General features: G+C 63.2%; 14 protein-coding genes, 6 tRNA genes and 1 pseudogene. 15 read left to right on the plus strand and 6 right to left on the minus strand.

Going from position 1 to position 16,946, the window contains the following annotated elements:
• Positions 1–155 precede the first annotated feature (155 nt).
• The 3 genes and pseudogenes from U873_RS0112990 to U873_RS37565 all read left to right on the plus strand — a co-directional run bounded on the left by U873_RS0112990 (position 156) and on the right by U873_RS37565 (position 3,081).
• On the plus strand, positions 156–917 hold the full coding sequence (locus U873_RS0112990; RefSeq protein ID WP_025128670.1) for an SDR family oxidoreductase: 762 nt from the start codon (positions 156–158) through the stop codon (positions 915–917).
• A 1,201-nt stretch (positions 918–2,118) separates the two neighbouring features.
• Positions 2,119–2,172: pseudogene (locus U873_RS37560) on the plus strand (hypothetical protein); the annotation flags it as partial.
• A 204-nt stretch (positions 2,173–2,376) separates the two neighbouring features.
• On the plus strand, positions 2,377–3,081 hold the full coding sequence (locus tag U873_RS37565) for a methyl-accepting chemotaxis protein (protein WP_371261309.1): 705 nt from the start codon (positions 2,377–2,379) through the stop codon (positions 3,079–3,081).
• A 63-nt stretch (positions 3,082–3,144) separates the two neighbouring features.
• Here the strand turns inward: U873_RS37565 and U873_RS0113000 are convergent, their stop codons facing one another.
• Positions 3,145–3,903 carry a hypothetical protein gene (locus U873_RS0113000; RefSeq protein WP_029978377.1) on the minus strand — a complete coding sequence of 253 codons (759 nt, stop codon included), beginning with the start codon at positions 3,901–3,903 and terminating at the stop codon, positions 3,145–3,147.
• A gap of 379 nt (positions 3,904–4,282) precedes the next feature.
• Between U873_RS0113000 and U873_RS0113005 the strand changes: the two genes are divergently transcribed.
• From U873_RS0113005 to U873_RS0113030, 6 genes are all read left to right on the plus strand, one after another.
• Positions 4,283–4,358 (plus strand) — tRNA-Glu (locus tag U873_RS0113005).
• A gap of 2 nt (positions 4,359–4,360) precedes the next feature.
• Positions 4,361–4,436: transfer RNA gene (locus U873_RS0113010), tRNA-Gly, on the plus strand.
• A 105-nt stretch (positions 4,437–4,541) separates the two neighbouring features.
• Positions 4,542–4,617: transfer RNA gene (locus tag U873_RS0113015), tRNA-Glu, on the plus strand.
• Between the two features lie 3 nt (positions 4,618–4,620).
• Positions 4,621–4,696: transfer RNA gene (locus tag U873_RS0113020), tRNA-Gly, on the plus strand.
• 105 nt (positions 4,697–4,801) lie between these two features.
• Positions 4,802–4,877: transfer RNA gene (locus U873_RS0113025), tRNA-Glu, on the plus strand.
• 3 nt (positions 4,878–4,880) lie between these two features.
• Positions 4,881–4,956: transfer RNA gene (locus U873_RS0113030), tRNA-Gly, on the plus strand.
• 120 nt (positions 4,957–5,076) lie between these two features.
• Here the strand turns inward: U873_RS0113030 and U873_RS0113035 are convergent.
• Positions 5,077–5,709: a LysE family translocator gene (locus tag U873_RS0113035; protein ID WP_025128673.1), complete on the minus strand. Its 633-nt coding sequence runs from the start codon at positions 5,707–5,709 to the stop codon at positions 5,077–5,079.
• Between the two features lie 42 nt (positions 5,710–5,751).
• Positions 5,752–6,378: an alanyl-tRNA synthetase gene (locus U873_RS0113040; RefSeq protein WP_025128674.1), complete on the minus strand. Its 627-nt coding sequence runs from the start codon at positions 6,376–6,378 to the stop codon at positions 5,752–5,754.
• Positions 6,379–6,467: 89 nt separating this feature from the next.
• Here U873_RS0113040 and U873_RS0113045 point away from each other — a divergent pair, with 89 nt between their 5' ends.
• Complete coding sequence (locus tag U873_RS0113045) at positions 6,468–7,421, plus strand: LysR family transcriptional regulator (protein ID WP_025128675.1); 954 nt, start codon at positions 6,468–6,470, stop codon at positions 7,419–7,421.
• Between the two features lie 167 nt (positions 7,422–7,588).
• Here U873_RS0113045 and U873_RS0113050 read toward each other — a convergent pair whose 3' ends face one another.
• On the minus strand, positions 7,589–7,996 hold the full coding sequence (locus U873_RS0113050; RefSeq protein WP_025128676.1) for a PA2817 family protein: 408 nt from the start codon (positions 7,994–7,996) through the stop codon (positions 7,589–7,591).
• A gap of 87 nt (positions 7,997–8,083) precedes the next feature.
• Complete coding sequence (locus U873_RS0113055; protein WP_025128677.1) at positions 8,084–10,531, minus strand: acyl-CoA dehydrogenase; 2,448 nt, start codon at positions 10,529–10,531, stop codon at positions 8,084–8,086.
• 214 nt (positions 10,532–10,745) lie between these two features.
• Here U873_RS0113055 and U873_RS0113060 point away from each other — a divergent pair, with 214 nt between their 5' ends.
• The 4 genes from U873_RS0113060 (at position 10,746) to U873_RS0113075 (ending at position 13,912) form a co-directional block, all read left to right on the plus strand.
• Entirely contained in the window at positions 10,746–11,405 is a 660-nt protein-coding gene (locus tag U873_RS0113060) for a transglutaminase family protein (protein ID WP_025128678.1), read from the plus strand.
• 42 nt (positions 11,406–11,447) lie between these two features.
• Positions 11,448–12,071, plus strand: coding sequence for a glutathione S-transferase (locus U873_RS0113065; protein ID WP_025128679.1), 624 nt, complete (start codon positions 11,448–11,450; stop codon positions 12,069–12,071).
• 132 nt (positions 12,072–12,203) lie between these two features.
• A complete protein-coding gene (locus tag U873_RS0113070) occupies positions 12,204–13,136 on the plus strand; it encodes an ABC transporter ATP-binding protein (RefSeq protein ID WP_025128680.1) in 933 nt (310 codons plus the stop codon).
• Positions 13,133–13,912 carry an ABC transporter permease gene (locus tag U873_RS0113075; RefSeq protein ID WP_025128681.1) on the plus strand — a complete coding sequence of 260 codons (780 nt, stop codon included), beginning with the start codon at positions 13,133–13,135 and terminating at the stop codon, positions 13,910–13,912. Before U873_RS0113070 ends, U873_RS0113075 begins: the two co-directional genes overlap by 4 nt.
• Before the next feature lie 52 nt (positions 13,913–13,964).
• On the opposite strand, the gene U873_RS0113080 is transcribed toward U873_RS0113075, so the two are convergent.
• Positions 13,965–14,480: a DUF2062 domain-containing protein gene (locus tag U873_RS0113080; protein WP_025128682.1), complete on the minus strand. Its 516-nt coding sequence runs from the start codon at positions 14,478–14,480 to the stop codon at positions 13,965–13,967.
• 139 nt (positions 14,481–14,619) lie between these two features.
• On the opposite strand from U873_RS0113080, the gene U873_RS0113085 reads away from it, so the two are divergent.
• Positions 14,620–16,851: a DNA internalization-related competence protein ComEC/Rec2 gene (locus tag U873_RS0113085; protein WP_025128683.1), complete on the plus strand. Its 2,232-nt coding sequence runs from the start codon at positions 14,620–14,622 to the stop codon at positions 16,849–16,851.
• The last annotated feature ends 95 nt before the right edge of the window (positions 16,852–16,946 follow it).

Genomic DNA, 16,946 nt, shown 5'->3' on the forward strand with positions numbered 1-16,946 from the left:
TGGGCATCGATCAAGTGGCGTGATGAAGCGCCGGCTGTTGTCATCACTGCGATGCATGAGCCCCCAACCGGGCCCTTGATAGTGCTGCCGCGGTTCCGGAGGGCTGTGGCTAGATGCGCGACTATCCGACCTGTGGTTGTTCAAGGAGTTGATCGATGAGCATGACTTTTTCCGGCCAGGTGGCCCTGGTGACGGGTGCCGCCAATGGTATTGGTCGCGCTACGGCCCAAGCGTTTGCCGCGCAGGGCTTGAAGGTGGTGGTGGCGGACCTGGATGTGGCCGGAGGCGAAGGCACTGTGGCACTGATTCGTGCGGCCGGGGGCGAGGCCCTGTTCGTGCCGTGCAATGTCACCCTGGAAGCTGAGGTGCAGCAGCTCATGGCCCGGACCCTGGAAGCCTACGGGCGTCTGGACTATGCCTTCAACAACGCCGGGATCGAGATCGAGAAAGGCCGTCTGGCCGAGGGGACGCTGGACGAGTTCGACGCGATCATGGGGGTCAACGTCAAGGGTGTCTGGTTGTGCATGAAGCACCAGTTGCCGCTGCTGCTGGCCCAGGGCGGCGGTGCGATCGTCAACACAGCCTCGGTGGCGGGCCTGGGCGCAGCGCCGAAGATGAGCATCTATGCGGCGTCCAAGCATGCGGTGATCGGCCTGACCAAGTCGGCGGCCATCGAGTACGCCAAGAAGAAGATTCGTGTGAATGCGGTGTGCCCGGCGGTGATCGACACCGACATGTTCCGTCGTGCCTACGAGGCGGACCCGAAGAAAGCCGAGTTCGCCGCAGCCATGCACCCGGTGGGGCGCATCGGCAAGGTCGAGGAAATCGCCAGTGCCGTACTCTACCTGTGCAGCGATGGTGCGGCCTTCACCACCGGCCAGGCGCTGGCGGTCGACGGTGGCGCCACCGCCATCTGAGGCCGGTGCCCAGGGTGGCAGGTAACGCCGCGACAGGATGGAATCGACCTCCAGCGTCCTGAAAACGACTTCGGCGTAGCTTTTTGCCATTATTCCGACGCCAGAGACTTGTGCGTCGGTGCGCGCCGTTGCGACCCTTTGCCAAGACAAAATGGCCCTGTCGCCATTGGGGATTGGAAGGGGACTGCGCACCATGACTACGGCCGCGAGTGGACGTTTTGCCAACCTGGGCATGGCGAAAAAACTGGGCATCGGCTTTGCCCTGGTGTTGCTCTTGACGGCCCTGGTGGCCGCTATTGGCGTCTGGTCGCTGCAAACCATCAGCCAGCGTTTCGACGGCCTCAAGCAGATGTCGCAGCTCAACAGTGGCGTGCTCAAGGTGCGCCTGCTGGAGCAGGACTACGCCCTCCACGGCGACGGCAAAAGCGTGGACAGCCTGCATGAGAGCCTGGACGGCCTGCTGGCCCTGGCCGAGCAGCTCAAGGCGCAGTCGTCGGCCAATCAGTTGGTCATGCCTGATGTCGAGCAGGCCCTGGCGGATTATCGCAAGGCTTTCGATCAGTTCGTCGAACTGACCCAGGCCAAGGAGCTGGCCCTGGAAATGGCCAGTTGGTCAGTGTCCAGCGTGGCCAACAACCTTGATGTGTTGCAGGCCGGCCTGGCGGATGACGGTGCCTACACGCTCAAGGACACCCAGGGCAAGGAGGGCGCCGAGTTCATCGAGCAGGCCAATCAGATCAGCCAGGTTTCGCGCCTGATGTTGCAGGCCATGAACGAAGCCCGGGTGCGCCTGGACCAGAACCGCAAGGGCGACGACCAGGAGGCAGCCGAGCAGGGCAAGATCGAACAGGCCGAGCAGGCCATGACCCAGGCTGAGCAGTTGAAGGCGGTGATCAAGGACGCGGGCTACCAGACGGTGCTCAATGAGGTGTCGGGGCATATCGGCAATTTCAGTGAGAAGCTCAACGAATACACCGGCCTGCTGGCCCAGGAGAAGCAGGTCTATCAGCAGTTGCGTGAGCGCGCGGCCCAGGTCATGGGCCGGGTCGACCAGGCCTACGCGGCTGAAGACGGGGCCATGCAGGGCGAGCTGAAGAAGAACACCTTGCTGATCATCGGCTCCTCGGCCCTGGCCTTGCTGGTGGGGTTGCTGGCGGCCCTGAGCATTACCCGGTTGATCGTCCGCCCCCTGCGCAGCGTGATGCAGGTGGCCCAGCAGATTGCCGCAGGCGACTTGAGCGCGACGGTGACGGTGACCCGGCGGGACGAAATCGGCCAATTGATGCTGGCCATGCAGCAGATGAGCCGAGGCCTGGGCAATATCGTCAGCGGCTTGCAAAGCGGAATCGAGCAACTGGCCACGTCGGCCCAGTCGCTGTCCACGGTGACCGAGCAGACCAATCTCGAGGTCAGCAGCCAGAAGGAGGAAACCGAGCAGGTCGCTACCGCGATGAACCAGATGACCGCTACGGTGCACGACGTGGCGCGCAACGCCGAGGAAGCGGCCCAGGCCGCCCAGGCGGCAGACGACAAGGTCGAGAGCGGCCAGCAGGTGGTGCGCCAGAGCATGCAGCGCATCGAGCAATTGGCGGATTCCGCCACCCGTGCCAGCAGCGGTATCGAGAGCTTGAGCGCCGAGATCGACAATATCGGCAGCGTGCTGGATGTGATCAAGAGCGTCGCCGAGCAGACCAACCTGCTGGCCTTGAATGCCGCCATCGAAGCTGCCAGGGCAGGGGAGCAGGGGCGGGGATTCGCCGTGGTGGCCGATGAGGTGCGGGCCCTGGCCAAGCGCACTCAGCAATCCACCGAGGAGATCGCCCGCCTGGTGGCCGCTTTGCATGTTGCCGCCGATTCCTCAGTGCAACAGATCCAGAGCAGTGGCGAGCTGGTGAAGCTGGCAGTCAGCGATGCCCTGCAGACCGAGAGCGCCCTGGGCAGCATCGCCGCGGCGGTGTCGCTGATCCAGCAGATGAATCAGCAGATCGCAGCCGCAGCCGAGCAGCAAAGCTCGGTGGCCGAAGAGATCAACCGCAGTGTCACCAGCATTCGCGCCAGTGCCGATCAGTCGTCCCTGGCCATGCAGGGCAACGCCGCGTCGAGCATCGAGCTGGCGCAGTTGGGCGTGGAACTGAAGGGGATGGTGGGGCATTTCCGCTTGTAGCGGCGAGGAGGGCGCAGCGCTTTAAAACCCTTGCCCGGGTGTGCCGGGCAAGGGTTTTTGCTGTCAGTCGTAGATGGCTTTCTTTTTCCAGTCGGCGTCGGCTTCCACGGTCTTCAGGCCCTGGGTCAGCTGGTTGTCTTCGTCCGGTGCCGGTTCCAGGGTCGAGAGCACCATGGCATTGGCCCGCGCCAGGAGTTTGTCCAGGTACTCCAACTGCTCCTTGTAGACTGCCGGGTCCGGTTGCTTGCGCAGGTACTGCACACCACGTTCGAAGGCCAGGCGCGCCTGCCCCGGTTGGTTCTGCTGCAGGGCGTATTGCCCCAGGTTGTTGAAGAACTCGATGTGCAGCAGCACCAGGATATGGCGGATTTCCTTGATCCAGCGCTTGGCTTCATTGGGTTGCAGGAAACCGTCATGAGCCGCGCGGGTTACCTGGCCGTGCATGGCTTCCAATAGAAAGCGCACATCCTTGGCCTTGGCTTCGGTCTGGATCGGCGATGGCGGATTGTTGACCGGGATCGATTCACCCTGACCGACCAGGGCATTGAGTTCGGCCTGGCGTGCCTTGAGGGCGTTGTCGGACTTGTCGAGGTTGAGCATGCGCTGGACGACGTTGAGTTCCAGGCGGGTCAGCAGCAACTTGAGCCCCGGCGACATGAACTGGCCGGGAAAGGTTTCGGTGATTTCGCCGCAGCGACGCAGGCGATCATTGAGTTCGACCTTGGTGCGGGCCTTCTCCAGCTTGTTGTTTTCCACCACATGGTTCATGTAGCCAATGGCGATCAAGAGTGCGATCCCGGCTATTACCAGCAGGGTGATCATGAGTGGTGTCACCGTTAAAACCTCGTTATAGGATTCGCGTGCGAGTGTAGTGGCTTGGCATTTGGACGCATAGCGCCGCTCGACGAGCCGGGTATCGGTTGTGCTGTTTATAGAGGTGGCAAACGCTTGGGGAGAACCCAGGGTTCAAATTGCCATCACCGGCTGCGGAGGACTATAACGCCTTGTCGAGTGCCAGAATATAGGCGTCAAAGCGCGGACGGCAGAAAAGCCCGAACTGGGCCTCAAACCACCCCGAAGTCATTGATTTAAATAAAATTATATCTGGGGCTTGACGGCCCCCCAAAGCATCCATAGAATGCGCGCCACTTTCAACGGAAAGCAAACAGCGAAACGTTGAAGGAAGTGAATGTTGTAGCGTGTCCCCTTCGTCTAGTGGCCTAGGACACCGCCCTTTCACGGCGGTAACAGGGGTTCGAGTCCCCTAGGGGACGCCAATGCGGGAATAGCTCAGTTGGTAGAGCACGACCTTGCCAAGGTCGGGGTCGCGAGTTCGAGTCTCGTTTCCCGCTCCAATTTTAAACAGCGTTGCTTTCGGGCAGGGCTGAGTGAAACCAGAACCAGCGTCTTCGGATTCGGCTCTGGGCACCGAAACACACACCATGTGTTCCGGGTAGTGTGTCCCCTTCGTCTAGTGGCCTAGGACACCGCCCTTTCACGGCGGTAACAGGGGTTCGAGTCCCCTAGGGGACGCCATTTGCGGGAATAGCTCAGTTGGTAGAGCACGACCTTGCCAAGGTCGGGGTCGCGAGTTCGAGTCTCGTTTCCCGCTCCAATTTTAAACAGCGCTGCTTTCGGGCAGGGCTGAGTGAAACCAGAACCAACGTCTTCGGATTCGGCTCTGGGCACCGAAACACACACCATGTGTTCCGGGTAGCGTGTCCCCTTCGTCTAGTGGCCTAGGACACCGCCCTTTCACGGCGGTAACAGGGGTTCGAGTCCCCTAGGGGACGCCATTTGCGGGAATAGCTCAGTTGGTAGAGCACGACCTTGCCAAGGTCGGGGTCGCGAGTTCGAGTCTCGTTTCCCGCTCCAAATTCACAAGAACGCCGCTCATTGAGCGGCGTTTTTGTTTGTCTGCGATTCAGGGTTTCGTCCTGCCATGCATTAAAAAGGCCCGCCAGTCAGACTGTGCGGGCCTTTGTCGTGGGTCGCTCACAGTGACAGCAGCAGGCGTCCGGCGAATAGCACCAGAATCAGCCCCATGCAGCGTTCGAACCAGTGCCCCAGGCGCATGAACAACTGGCGCACCCGGGCGCTGGAAAAGAACAGCGCGACGATGACGAACCACAGGGCGTTCACCAGGCACATCCAGGCGCCATACAGCGCCTGAATGCTCAGCGGTGTGGTGGCGCTGACCAGGGTGGTGAAGATCGCCAGGAAAAACAGGGTCGCCTTGGGGTTGGTGGCGTTGGTCAGGAAGCCGGTGATAAAGGCCCGCAGCAAAGTCTGCTGCGGCTCGTCCGGCGCTGTGTCGCCAGGGAGGCTGGTCTTGGCCTTGCTGCGCAACAGGCTGATGCCCAGATACAGAATGTAGGCGCCGCCCAGCAGCTTGGCCGCGCTCAGCAGCCAGGGCGTAGCGTGCATCAGGGCACCGACCCCGAGCAGGGTGTAAAGCACGTGTACCGAAATGCCGGCGCCGATCCCCAGGGCGGTGCAGACACCGGTCATGCGACCGAAGCCTACGCTCTGGCGGATGGTGACGGCGAAGTCCGGTCCGGGGGCGACCACGGCAAGAAAGTGAACAACGGCCAGGGCAAGAAACTCGCCAAGATAATTGGACAGCATGCGGACTCCGCAAGGCAGGAAGGTAGATGAGGACGGGCAGGCTCAGTCGAGGCTGTAGCTGACCGAGAGGGTGCCTTTCTTTTCCGAGACTGCGTCGATGATCACCCGCCCAAGCTGTTGCAGGTGCTGGACGTGGGTGCCACCGCAACCGTAGGCGGGCAACTGGCCGAAGCTGATCTGGCGCGACCCGGCCTCCAGGGAGATGTGCCGGGGGAAATCCTCGCTGATCCATTGTGCGAGGGCGTTCTGCACCCTGGCGCAGTCGATTTCCCCAGGTTGTTCGCCGGGCTTGAACGACACCCGTCCCTCGTCCGGCCAGTGATGAGCCTTGACGGGTATCCAGCCCTGGCTTTGCACGAAGTGGCCAATCAAGTGTCCGGCGGAGTGCATGCGGCTGTTGAACAGGCGCTGCTCTTCATCGACACGAGCCTCATGGCTTCCCGGCGTCAGCGGTTGGCTCAGGTAATGCACGATCTGTTCGCCTTCCTGGGTGACCCGCAGCACGCGGGCCTCGCCAATCCAGCCGGTGTCGCTGGGTTGGCCGCCACCCTGGGGATGAAAGGGCGTGGCCAGCAGGGTCGCGGCAAACAGATCGTCCTGGGGCGCGCAGCTCAGCAGTTCTACCGGGGCCGTCAACAGGTCATGTTCGAAGTACAGGCGAAGCGTCATTTCTCAAACCCTGAATCCAAGTGTTTTTTTATTATGGGGCTTGAGTAATTGCGTGATAATCCATTCAAAACTCAATGGACTATTGCGTCATGAGCATAAATCTCCCCCTGCCTTTACTGGCAGAAATGGCCATCTTCGTCAGGGTCGTGGAGACCGGCAGCTTCTCCGAGGCCGCACGCCAGCTGGGTTCCTCGCCGTCGGCGGTGAGCCGCAGCATCTCGCGGCTGGAGAAGGCCCTGGCCACGCGTCTGCTGCAACGCACCACGCGCAAGTTGCGTTTGAGCGACGGCGGCGAAGAGGTCTTCAAGCGCTGCAGCGAGATGGTCAGTGCGGCCCGTTCGGTCATGGAGATCAGCGGTCAGTTCACCCACGAGGCCGAGGGTGTGGTGCGGGTCAGTGTGCCCAAGGCGGTGGGGCGATTCGTGGTGCATCCCCATATGCCGGAGTTCCTGCGGCGCTACCCGAAGGTGGATGTCGAACTGCTGCATGAAGACCGGGACATCGACCTGATCGAAGACAATGTCGACCTGGCGATCCGCATCACCGATCGTCCGCCTCCGGGGTTGGTTGGCCGCCAGCTGCTGCGCATCGATCACATGCTGTGTGCCACCCCGCAGTACCTGGCGCAACATGGCACGCCGCTGCACCCCCAGGACCTGCGCCAGCACAGTTGCATTTACCTGGGAGAAACCCCCAGTGATGCCCGCTGGAAATTCACCCAGGGCGGCAAGGCGGTGACCGTCGGCGTGCGCGGGCGTTACGCCGCCAACCACACTGGGGTGCGCCTGGATGCGGTGCTGCAGCACCTGGGCATTGGCAGCCTGCCGTACTTCACCGCGCGCCACGCCCTGGAGCAGGGGCTGGTGGTCCAGGTGCTGCCGGAGTGGACCTTCCTGGCCTCCTACCACGGTGGCGCCTGGCTCCTGCATTCACCGACCCGCTACCTGCCGCCCAAGTTGCGGGTCTTCATCGATTATCTGGTGGAGTGCCTGGCCAGGGAGCCGACCCTGAACCGCCCGGGCAAAGGAGAACGCATCTTGTAGGCGCTGGCTTGCCAGCGAAGGTAACTCTGAGGGCGATGCGAGGCCCAAGGGCCTCTTCGCCGGCAAGCCGGCTGCCACGGGGGGGGAAGGGTGATCTGGTTTGTCGCGGCTACAAAAAAGGCCCGCCGGTCAAACCGTGCGGGCCCTGGCTGCGTCAGGAGCAGTGATCAGTGCTTGCTGTCCTGGGCGGAGAGCGCCAGCAGCTGCTTTTCCTGGTTCCAGTCGAAGGGTTCGTCATTCTGCTCGGCTTCGAAGCGACGCTCTTCCAGGGCCTGGAACAAGTCGATTTCTTCATCGGGCATGTAGTGCAGGCAGTCGCCGGCGAAGAACCACAGCAGGTCGCGGGGCACCAGATGGGCGATCTGCGGGTAGCGCTGCATGGTCTGGCACAGCAGGTCCTGGCCCAGGTACTGGCTTTCGATCGGATCGATCGGCAGCGAGGCGCGCAGTTCATCGAAGCGCTCCAGGAACAGCGCGTGGCTTTCTTCGGGAACCTGTTCGGCTTCTCCCACCGCCACCAGGATGCTGCGCAGGTGGTCCAGCAGGACGAGATGATCGGCGACGATGTTGGACATGACAGGGTCCTCAAGAACAAAAACGGGCGCGGGAGTATATAGCTCCTGCGCCCGGTTTCATAATCGACCTGCCGCGAGGGAGCCCGCCTAGCGGGTCTTGCCCTCACTCAGGGTCAGTTGCTCTTTGGCGAAATCATCGACATCGATGACCTTGCGCCGCGCCGCTTCGGCCTCGTGCAGACTCTGGGCCTCGGCGGCCTGCAGCACCCCGGCCTCCAGCGCCGCGTCGATGGCCGATTGGCCGGCAGCCGGTTTCACCTGGCCGCTTTTCAGCGCCTCGTGGAGCTTCTTCTGCAACGGATGCACGGCGCTCAGCAGGTCGCTGGCGTGCTGCAGGGCGCCCACTGGGTCGTCCTTGGATTGCGGGCGGTAGCAACCGGCAAGCACCGCTTCCAGGGCCGGATCACCCTGGGCACGGCCGATGATGGCTGCCACCTCGGCGTCCAGCTGGTCTGATGGCCCGGTGTGGCGACGGCCGAAGGGGAACACCAGCACCCGTAGCAGGCAACCGAACACGCGGTTGGGGAAGTTGCTGAGCAGCTCGTCCAGAGCCCGTTCGGAATGCCCGAGGCTTTCCTCCATGGCCCAGGCCAGCAGGGGGCGCAGGTATTCCGGGGAGTCCAGGTCGTGGTAGCGCTTGAGCGCCGCCGAGGCCAGGTACAGGTGGCTGAGCACATCCCCCAGGCGGGCGGAAAGGCGTTCGCGGCGTTTCAGTTCGCCCCCCAGGAGCATCATCGAGAAGTCCGCCAGCAGGGCGAAGGCCGCAGCCTGACGGTTCAGCGCACGGAAATAGCCTTGGCTGAGCTTGTCCCCCGGGGTGGACTCGAAGTGGCCGAAGCCCAGGTTCAGCACCAGGGTGCTGGCGGCATTGCTCACGGCAAAGCCGATGTGGTTGAGCAGCAGGGCGTCGAACTCCTTCAGCGCCTGGTCATGGTCTTCGCGGCCAGCCAGGGCCATTTCCTTGAGCACGAACGGATGGCAGCGGATTGCCCCCTGGCCGAAGATCATCAGGTTGCGCGAGAGGATGTTGGCGCCCTCCACGGTGATGAAGATCGGCGCTCCCTGCCAACTGCGGCCCAGGTAGTTGTTGGGGCCCATGATGATGCCCTTGCCGCCGTGCACGTCCATGGCGTGGCTGATGCACTCGCGGCCGCGCTCGGTGAGGTGGTACTTGAGGATCGCCGAGAGCACCGAGGGTTTCTCTCCCAGGTCCACGGCGTTGGCGGTGAGCATGCGTGCGCTGTCCATCAACCAGGCGTTGCCACCGAGGCGGGCCAGGGCTTCCTGGATGCCCTCGAAGGCGGCCAGGGGCACGTTGAACTGCTCCCGCACCTGGGCGTACTGGCCGGTCACCAGGCTGGTGAATTTGGCGGCGCCGGTGCCGACTGCGGGCAAGGAGATCGAACGCCCCACCGACAGGCAGTTCATCAGCATCATCCAACCCTTGCCGAGCATTTCCTGGCCACCGATGAGGAAGTCCAGGGGAATGAACACGTCCTTGCCGGAGTTCGGGCCGTTCATGAAGGCCGCGCCCAGGGGCAGGTGGCGACGTCCGATCTCGACCCCGGGGGTGTCGGTAGGGATCAGCGCCAGGCTGATGCCCAGGTCGTCCTGGTCGCCCAGCAGGTGGTCCGGGTCATGGGCCTTGAAGGCCAGGCCCAGCAGGGTGGCCACCGGGCCCAGGGTGATGTAGCGCTTCTCCCAATTCAGGCGCAGGCCGAGGGTTTCTTCACCCTGCCATTGGCCTTTGCAGATGATCCCGGTGTCGGGCATGGCCCCAGCATCGGAGCCCGCCAGCGGACCGGTGAGGGCGAAGCAGGGGATGTCGTCGCCACGAGCCAGGCGCGGCAGGTAGTGGTTGCGCTGCTCGTCGGTGCCGTAGTGCAGCAGCAGTTCGGCCGGGCCCAGGGAGTTGGGCACCATCACGGTGGACGCCAGGTCGCCGCTGCGGGTGGCCAGTTTCATCGCCACCTGGGAGTGGGCGTAGGCCGAGAAACCCTTGCCGCCGTACTCCTTGGGAATGATCAGGGCAAAGAAACCGTGCTCCTTGATGTGGGCCCAGGCTTCGGCCGGCAGGTCCATGTGCTGGCCGATCTGCCAGTCGCTGACCATGGCGCACAGCTCTTCGGTGGGGCCGTCGATGAAGGCCTGCTCCTCATCGGTCAACTGGGCCTTGGGGTAGGCCAGCAGGGTGTTCCAGTCCGGGCGGCCGCTGAACAGCTCGCCATCCCACCAGACCGTGCCAGCGTCGATGGCATCGCGTTCGGTTTGCGACATCGGCGGCAGGACTTTCTGGAACCAGTTGAACAACGGTGCACTGAAGTATTTGCGTCGCAGGTCAGGCAGCAGCAAGGGCGCGGCGACTGCGGCCAGCAGCACCCAGAAAACCAGCAGCAACCAGCCGGGAGCACGGCTGAAGGCGCCCATGGCCAAGAGGTAGACGGCGACCACGCCGAGGGCGGGCAGGGGGGCGGTACGGCGGTGGGCCAGGTAGGCCACTGCGAGCACCAGAACCAGTATCCACAACAACAGCATATTCAATCCTCCGTGAAACCAGGGGTGAAATCACCCTCAGAGCGTAGTCGGCCTTCGACGGCGCGGGTGAGCAGGGCGGTGCGGGTGCAGCGTGAGTTTGTGTCTTGCGGGCCGGGCCCGGTTGATCGTCGGGGCCATGATCTTTGGCCGATACGTCGTTATCACTGGGGTGCACGCCTCGATAGACTCAGGCTTCCTCTCGGAGGTCATGTCCATGCACGAGTACCTGCGTCCCAGTCGCTTCATCGATAGTGACCACCCGGCGGTGGTGGAGTTCGCCGAAACTCATCGCGGTGCCAGCCGCGATCCTCGACAGCAAGCCGTCAGCCTCTATTACGCGGTGCGCGAGGCGGTGCGCTACAACTTCTACAGCTTCAGCCGTGATCCCCAGACCTTGTGTGGCAGCCATGCCCTGGCCACCGGCGAGAGCTATTGCGTGCCCAAGGCCACCTTGCTCGCCGGCTGCGCCCGGCATTGCGGGATACCGGCGCGCATCGGCCTGGCCGATGTGCGCAATCACCTGTCCACCCCCAAGCTGCTGGAGTTGCTGCGCAGCGATGTGTTCGCCATGCACGGTTACACCGAGTTCTATCTGCAGGGGCGTTGGGTCAAGGCCACGCCGGCGTTCAACCGGCAATTGTGTGAAATGTTCGACGTCGCGCCCCTGGATTTCGACGGCCTGGAGGACAGCGTTTTCCAGCCGTTCAATCGCCAGGGCGAGCAATCGATGGAGTACCTGATGGACCACGGGCAGTTTGCCGACGTGCCGCAGGCGCTGTTTTTCGGCCACCTGGAAAAATGCTACCCGCACCTGTTCGACCCGCAGCAGCCGCAAATGCTCGGAGACATGCGCGACGATTTGAGCCGCGGCTGATCAGGCGTAGACTGCCCCGGCATTCATTACTGAGGGATGGTCATGCTGAAGATCTGGGGTCGCAAGAACTCGTCGAATGTCAGGAAGGCACTCTGGTGCGCCCAGGAACTGGGGCTCGCCTATGAGTCCCTGGACGCCGGCGGCGCCTTTGGTGTGGTGGACACCCCGGCGTACCGGGCGCTAAACCCCAATGGCCGCATTCCACTGATTGAAGACGGCGACTTCGTGCTCTGGGAATCCAACACCATCGTGCGTTACCTGGCTGCGCGCTACGCTGCCGATAGCCACTGGTGCCCGGCCGACGTACATGTCCGGGCCAGTGCCGAGAAGTGGATGGACTGGACCACCTCGACCTTTGCCGAACCCTTCCGGCAGCTGTTCTGGGGGGTGTTGCGCACCCCGGCCGAGCAGCAGGACTGGGCGCAGATCAACGCCGCCAAGGCCACCTGTGCCGAGTTGCTGGCCCGGGTCGACCAGGCTCTGGGTGAACAGCCTTACCTGTCCGGGGAGGAAATCGGTGTGGGCGACATTCCCCTCGGCAGTTTCATCTACGCTTGGTTCGAGATGCCTATCGAGCGTCCTGCGATGCCCCATCTGCAAGCCTGGTATGAGCGCTTGAAACAGCGCCCGGCCTATCGCCAGGCGGTGATGACCGCGTTGACTTAATATCCACTATCAATAGGCATGACTGTACTTGCGCAGCGCCGGCACGCAACATGGCGTGCGTCCGGCGTCGTTGCAATCGCTCCGGGCCGCCCTTACTTATAAAACTCCCCCTTCTTGGTGCATGAATCCGATATGAGTTCCGCTCTGTCCATCCGGCAGCTAACCAAAACCTACGGCAACGGTTTCCAGGCCCTGAGTGGTATCGATCTGGACGTCGCCGAAGGTGACTTTTTCGCCCTGCTTGGCCCTAACGGGGCCGGTAAATCCACCACCATTGGCATCCTCTCGACCCTGGTCAACAAGACCAGCGGCACCGTGAATGTCTTCGGCAATGACCTGGATCGTCAGCCGGCGGCGCTCAAGCGCTGCATCGGCGTGGTGCCGCAGGAGTTCAACTTCAACCAGTTCGAGAAGACCTTCGACATCGTCGTGACCCAGGCCGGCTACTACGGCATTCCGGCGAAGATCGCCAAGGAACGGGCCGAGATGTACCTGACCCAGCTGGGGCTGTGGGACAAGCGCGATGAGCCTTCGCGTTCCCTGTCCGGGGGCATGAAGCGTCGCCTGATGATTGCCCGCGCGCTGGTTCATCAGCCGCGCCTGCTGATTCTCGACGAGCCCACTGCCGGGGTCGACATCGAGCTGCGCCGTTCGATGTGGAGCTTCCTCACCGAGCTCAACCAGAAAGGCATCACCATCATCCTCACCACCCACTACCTGGAAGAGGCTGAACAGCTGTGCCGCAACATCGGCATCATCGATCACGGCACTATTGTCGAGAACACCAGCATGCGCCAGTTGCTCGGTCAGCTGCATGTGGAGACCTTTCTCCTCGACCTGAAAAATGACATGAGCGTGGCGCCGCAACTGGTGGGCTACCCGGCCCGGCTGGTAGACAGCCACACCCTGGAGGTCCAGGTGGACAAGGCCGTGGGGATCACCGCGCTGTTCGCCCAGTTGGCCCTGCAGAACATCGAAGTCCTGAGCCTGCGCAACAAAACCAATCGACTTGAGGAGCTGTTCGTGTCCCTGGTGGAGAAAAATCTGTCGAAGGTGGCGGTATGAGTTCGGAGTTGAAACCCAACCTGGTGGCGCTCAACACCATTGTCTATCGCGAGGTCCGGCGCTTCACCCGGATCTGGCCGCAGACCCTGCTGCCACCAGCCATCACCATGGTCCTGTACTTCGTCATCTTCGGTAACCTGATTGGTCGGCAGATCGGCGACATGGGTGGCTTCACCTATATGGAGTACATCGTGCCGGGGCTGATCATGATGTCGGTGATCACCAACTCCTACGGCAACGTGGTGTCGAGCTTCTTCGGCAGCAAGTTCCAGCGCTCCATCGAGGAGTTGATGGTGTCGCCGGTATCGCCCCACACCATTCTCATCGGCTACACCCTGGGCGGGGTCCTGCGGGGCCTGATGGTGGGCATCATCGTGACCCTGCTGTCGCTGTTCTTCACCAAGCTGCAGGTACATCACCTGGGCGTCACCGTGCTGGTGGTGGTGCTGACGGCGACGATCTTCTCGTTGCTGGGCTTCATCAACGCGGTGTTCGCGCGCAATTTCGACGATATCTCGATCATCCCGACCTTCGTGCTGACGCCCCTGACCTACCTGGGTGGGGTGTTCTACTCGATCAACCTGCTGCCGCCGTTCTGGCAGACGGTGTCTTTGGCCAACCCGGTGCTGCACATGGTCAATGCCTTCCGTTTCGGCATTCTCGGGGTCTCGGATATCAAGATCAGCGTGGCCATCACCTTCATGCTGGTGGCGACCGTGGTGCTGTATTTCGGTTGCGCACGGCTGCTGGTCAGTGGGCGCGGCATGCGTCAGTGAAGGGTTTTAGCGCGTAATGGCAACGGCCTCCCTCGGGAGGCCGTTGTCGTTTCTACCGGCGCTGTTGCTTGCGGCGACGCCACTGGCGACCGACCCACCAGCGCCAGTAGAGCATGGTCAGGCAGTAGGCCGTGGCGCCCAGTACCAGGCCGGCGACCACCGAGCCGAGGAGGAAGGGTTGCCACAAGGTGGACAACTGGCTGCTGATCCACTCCCAGGTGAGTTCGTCCGGCAGGCTGCGGGCTGGCACGTTCATCAGCCAGGCGCCCAATTGGTAGGTGCAGAAGAACACGGGCGGCATGGTGATGGGATTGGTCAGCCAGACCAGGCTGACGCTGATGGGCATGTTGCCCCGCAGCCAGATGGCCAGTACGGCGGCCAGCAGCATCTGCATCGGAATGGGGATAAAGGCGGCGAACAGGCCGACGGCCATGGCCCGCGCCACCGAGTGCCGATTGAGGTGCCAGAGGTTGGCGTCATGCAACAGGGTGCCGAGAAAGCGTAAGGACTTGTGTTCCCGGATGCTGGTCGGATCTGGCATGTAACGTTTGAATAAGTGCCGGGGCATAAGGCATCTCGGTCTGATCAGGCGACGATTATGAACGGATTCTAGCCAGCGCAAATTCAGACATTGTGACAAATGATAAAGCCGCGCCCGCCATCCTCGGCTAAGCCAAGAGTAGGGACTGCCAAGGATGGGCTGGCTGATGCGAACAGGGATGCTGGGATTGGCCGCGGGCCTGCTGGCACTGGGTTTTCTGCCGGTGCTGCCGCCTGGCTGGTGGTTGCTGCCGATGGCGATGCTGGCACTGATGCTGCTGCCGTTTCGTACACATCCGGTGGCATTTTTTCTCTTCGGTTTCACATGGGCCTGTGCCTCCGGGCAGTGGGCGCTGGACGATCGACTGCCGCCGCGCCTGGATGGGCAGACGCGTTGGGTGGAAGGGCGGATCAGTGGGTTGCCCGAGCCGGGGGAGGGCGTGGTGCGTTTCCAGTTGCACGATGCTCAGGCCCGGCGCGAGGGGTTGCCCCGGCGGATTCGCCTGGCCTGGCACGGCGGCCCGCCGGTGCGCAGTGGCGAGCGCTGGCGGCTGGCAGTCAAGCTGCGACGCCCGGCGGGGCTGCTGAATGTCCATGGCTTCGACCGCGAAGCCTGGTTGCTGGCCCGGCGCATCGGGGCTACCGGTACGGTCAAGGCGGGGCACTTGCTGGCGCCGGCCCGCCAGGCTTGGCGTGACGGGGTGCGCCAGCGTCTGCTGGGGGTTGAGGCTCATGGCCGCGCCGGTGGCCTGGCGGCGCTGGTGATGGGCGATGGCTCAGGGCTGACGCGGGAGGACTGGCAGTTGTTGCAGGACACCGGCACCGTCCACCTGATGGTGATTTCCGGGCAGCACATCAGCCTGCTGGCCGGGCTGATTTACCTGGCGGTGGCCGCGCTCGCACACTATGGCTGCTGGCCCGAGCGTTGGCCGTGGCTGCCCTGGGCCTGCGCCCTGGCCTTCGGCGGGGCACTGGGCTATGGCCTGCTGGCCGGGTTCGATGTGCCGGTGCAGCGTGCCTGCGTCATGGTGGCCCTGGCATTGCTGTGGCGCTTGCGCTTTCGGCACCTGGGGGCCTGGTGGCCGTTGTTGCTGGCACTGAATGCGGTGTTGCTGCTTGAACCCCTGGCCAGCCTGCAACCCGGGTTCTGGCTGTCGTTCGCGGCGGTGGCGATCCTGATCTTCACGTTTTCCGGCCGTCTGGGTACCTGGCGCTGGTGGCAGGGTTGGACCCGGGCCCAGTGGCTGATCGGTCTTGGCCTGGTGCCGCCGATGCTGGCCCTGGGGCTGCCCATCAGCCTCAGTGGCCCCCTGGCCAATCTGTTGGCGGTCCCCTGGATCAGCCTGCTGGTGCTGCCGCCGGCCTTGCTCGGCAGCCTGTTGCTGCCAGTGCCTCATGTGGGCGAGGGGTTGCTGTGGCTGGCCGGCGGGCTGCTGGATGGGCTGTTTCGCCTGCTCGGGCTGATCGCCGGGTTATGGCCGGCCTGGGTGGCGCCGGTGATTCCGCTCTGGGCGTGGTTCCTCAGCACCCTGGGGGCGCTGTTGTTGCTGTTGCCCAACGGGGTGCCGCTGCGAGTGCTGGGGTGGCCGCTGTTACTGCTGGCGGTCTGGCCACCCAAGGATCAGGTGCCCCATGCCGAGGTGGAGGTCTGGCAACTGGACGTGGGCCAGGGGTTGTCATTCATCTTGCGCACCCGTGATCACGCGATGCTGTATGACGCCGGCGCCCGAGTTGCCGATTTCGACCTGGGGGAGCGGGTGGTGCTGCCGACCCTGCACAAGCTCGGCATCAGGCGCCTGGACCTGATGCTGCTCAGCCATGCCGACAACGATCACGCCGGCGGTGCCCTGGCGGTCTGGCAGGGAATGCCGGTGGCCCTGGTGCGCAGTGGCGAACCCGAGGCGTTGCCCGCGGCCCTGCAATCCGCACCTTGCGAGTCCGGGTTGAGTTGGCAATGGAACGGCGTCAACTTCACCCAGTGGCAATGGGCGGCGACCCAGGACGGCAACCAGGCTTCGTGTGTGTTGCAGGTCGAGGCCGGTGGCGAGCGCCTGCTGCTCACCGGCGATATCGACGCCCATGCCGAGCGGGCTTTGCTCGACAGCCCGCTGGCGCTCCACACGCAGTGGCTGCAAGCGCCCCATCACGGCAGTCGCACCTCGTCGTCCATGGCCCTGTTGCAGGGGCTGGCCCCAACAGCGGTGCTGATTTCCCGAGGGCAGGGCAATACCTACGGCCATCCCCATCCGCTGGTGGTAGCACGTTACCAACGGTTGGGAGTGGCGATTTATGACAGTGCCGAGCAGGGCGCGCTGAAACTGCAGCTGGGTGCTTTCGAACCACCGCAAAGCCTGCGGGCGCAGCGGCGTTTCTGGCGCGAGTCGCCAGCAATGCGTTAAATAACCGTGAGTTATTAAAGCCTGGGAACATGCGACATCACGGTCTTCGGTGCGTCCAGCCCCTATGTTAGAGTGGCGCACTTTTTCGAGGGGAC

It is taken from the genome of Pseudomonas sp. PH1b, from assembly GCF_000633395.1.
In the GTDB taxonomy this organism is placed as follows: Bacteria; Pseudomonadota; Gammaproteobacteria; order Pseudomonadales; family Pseudomonadaceae; genus Aquipseudomonas.

What these genes read in the sequence shown, in the direction of transcription:
- U873_RS0112990 (WP_025128670.1), top strand. Translation starts at nt 156, where the DNA reads ATGAGCATGACTTTTTCCGGCCAGGTGGCCCTGGTGACGGGTGCCGCC.
- U873_RS37565 (WP_371261309.1), top strand. Translation starts at nt 2,377, where the DNA reads ATGACCGCTACGGTGCACGACGTGGCGCGCAACGCCGAGGAAGCGGCC.
- U873_RS0113000 (WP_029978377.1), bottom strand. Translation starts at nt 3,903, where the DNA reads ATGATCACCCTGCTGGTAATAGCCGGGATCGCACTCTTGATCGCCATT.
- U873_RS0113035 (WP_025128673.1), bottom strand. Translation starts at nt 5,709, where the DNA reads ATGCTGTCCAATTATCTTGGCGAGTTTCTTGCCCTGGCCGTTGTTCAC.
- U873_RS0113040 (WP_025128674.1), bottom strand. Translation starts at nt 6,378, where the DNA reads ATGACGCTTCGCCTGTACTTCGAACATGACCTGTTGACGGCCCCGGTA.
- U873_RS0113045 (WP_025128675.1), top strand. Translation starts at nt 6,468, where the DNA reads ATGAGCATAAATCTCCCCCTGCCTTTACTGGCAGAAATGGCCATCTTC.
- U873_RS0113050 (WP_025128676.1), bottom strand. Translation starts at nt 7,996, where the DNA reads ATGTCCAACATCGTCGCCGATCATCTCGTCCTGCTGGACCACCTGCGC.
- U873_RS0113055 (WP_025128677.1), bottom strand. Translation starts at nt 10,531, where the DNA reads ATGCTGTTGTTGTGGATACTGGTTCTGGTGCTCGCAGTGGCCTACCTG.
- U873_RS0113060 (WP_025128678.1), top strand. Translation starts at nt 10,746, where the DNA reads ATGCACGAGTACCTGCGTCCCAGTCGCTTCATCGATAGTGACCACCCG.
- U873_RS0113065 (WP_025128679.1), top strand. Translation starts at nt 11,448, where the DNA reads ATGCTGAAGATCTGGGGTCGCAAGAACTCGTCGAATGTCAGGAAGGCA.
- U873_RS0113070 (WP_025128680.1), top strand. Translation starts at nt 12,204, where the DNA reads ATGAGTTCCGCTCTGTCCATCCGGCAGCTAACCAAAACCTACGGCAAC.
- U873_RS0113075 (WP_025128681.1), top strand. Translation starts at nt 13,133, where the DNA reads ATGAGTTCGGAGTTGAAACCCAACCTGGTGGCGCTCAACACCATTGTC.
- U873_RS0113080 (WP_025128682.1), bottom strand. Translation starts at nt 14,480, where the DNA reads ATGCCCCGGCACTTATTCAAACGTTACATGCCAGATCCGACCAGCATC.
- U873_RS0113085 (WP_025128683.1), top strand. Translation starts at nt 14,620, where the DNA reads ATGCGAACAGGGATGCTGGGATTGGCCGCGGGCCTGCTGGCACTGGGT.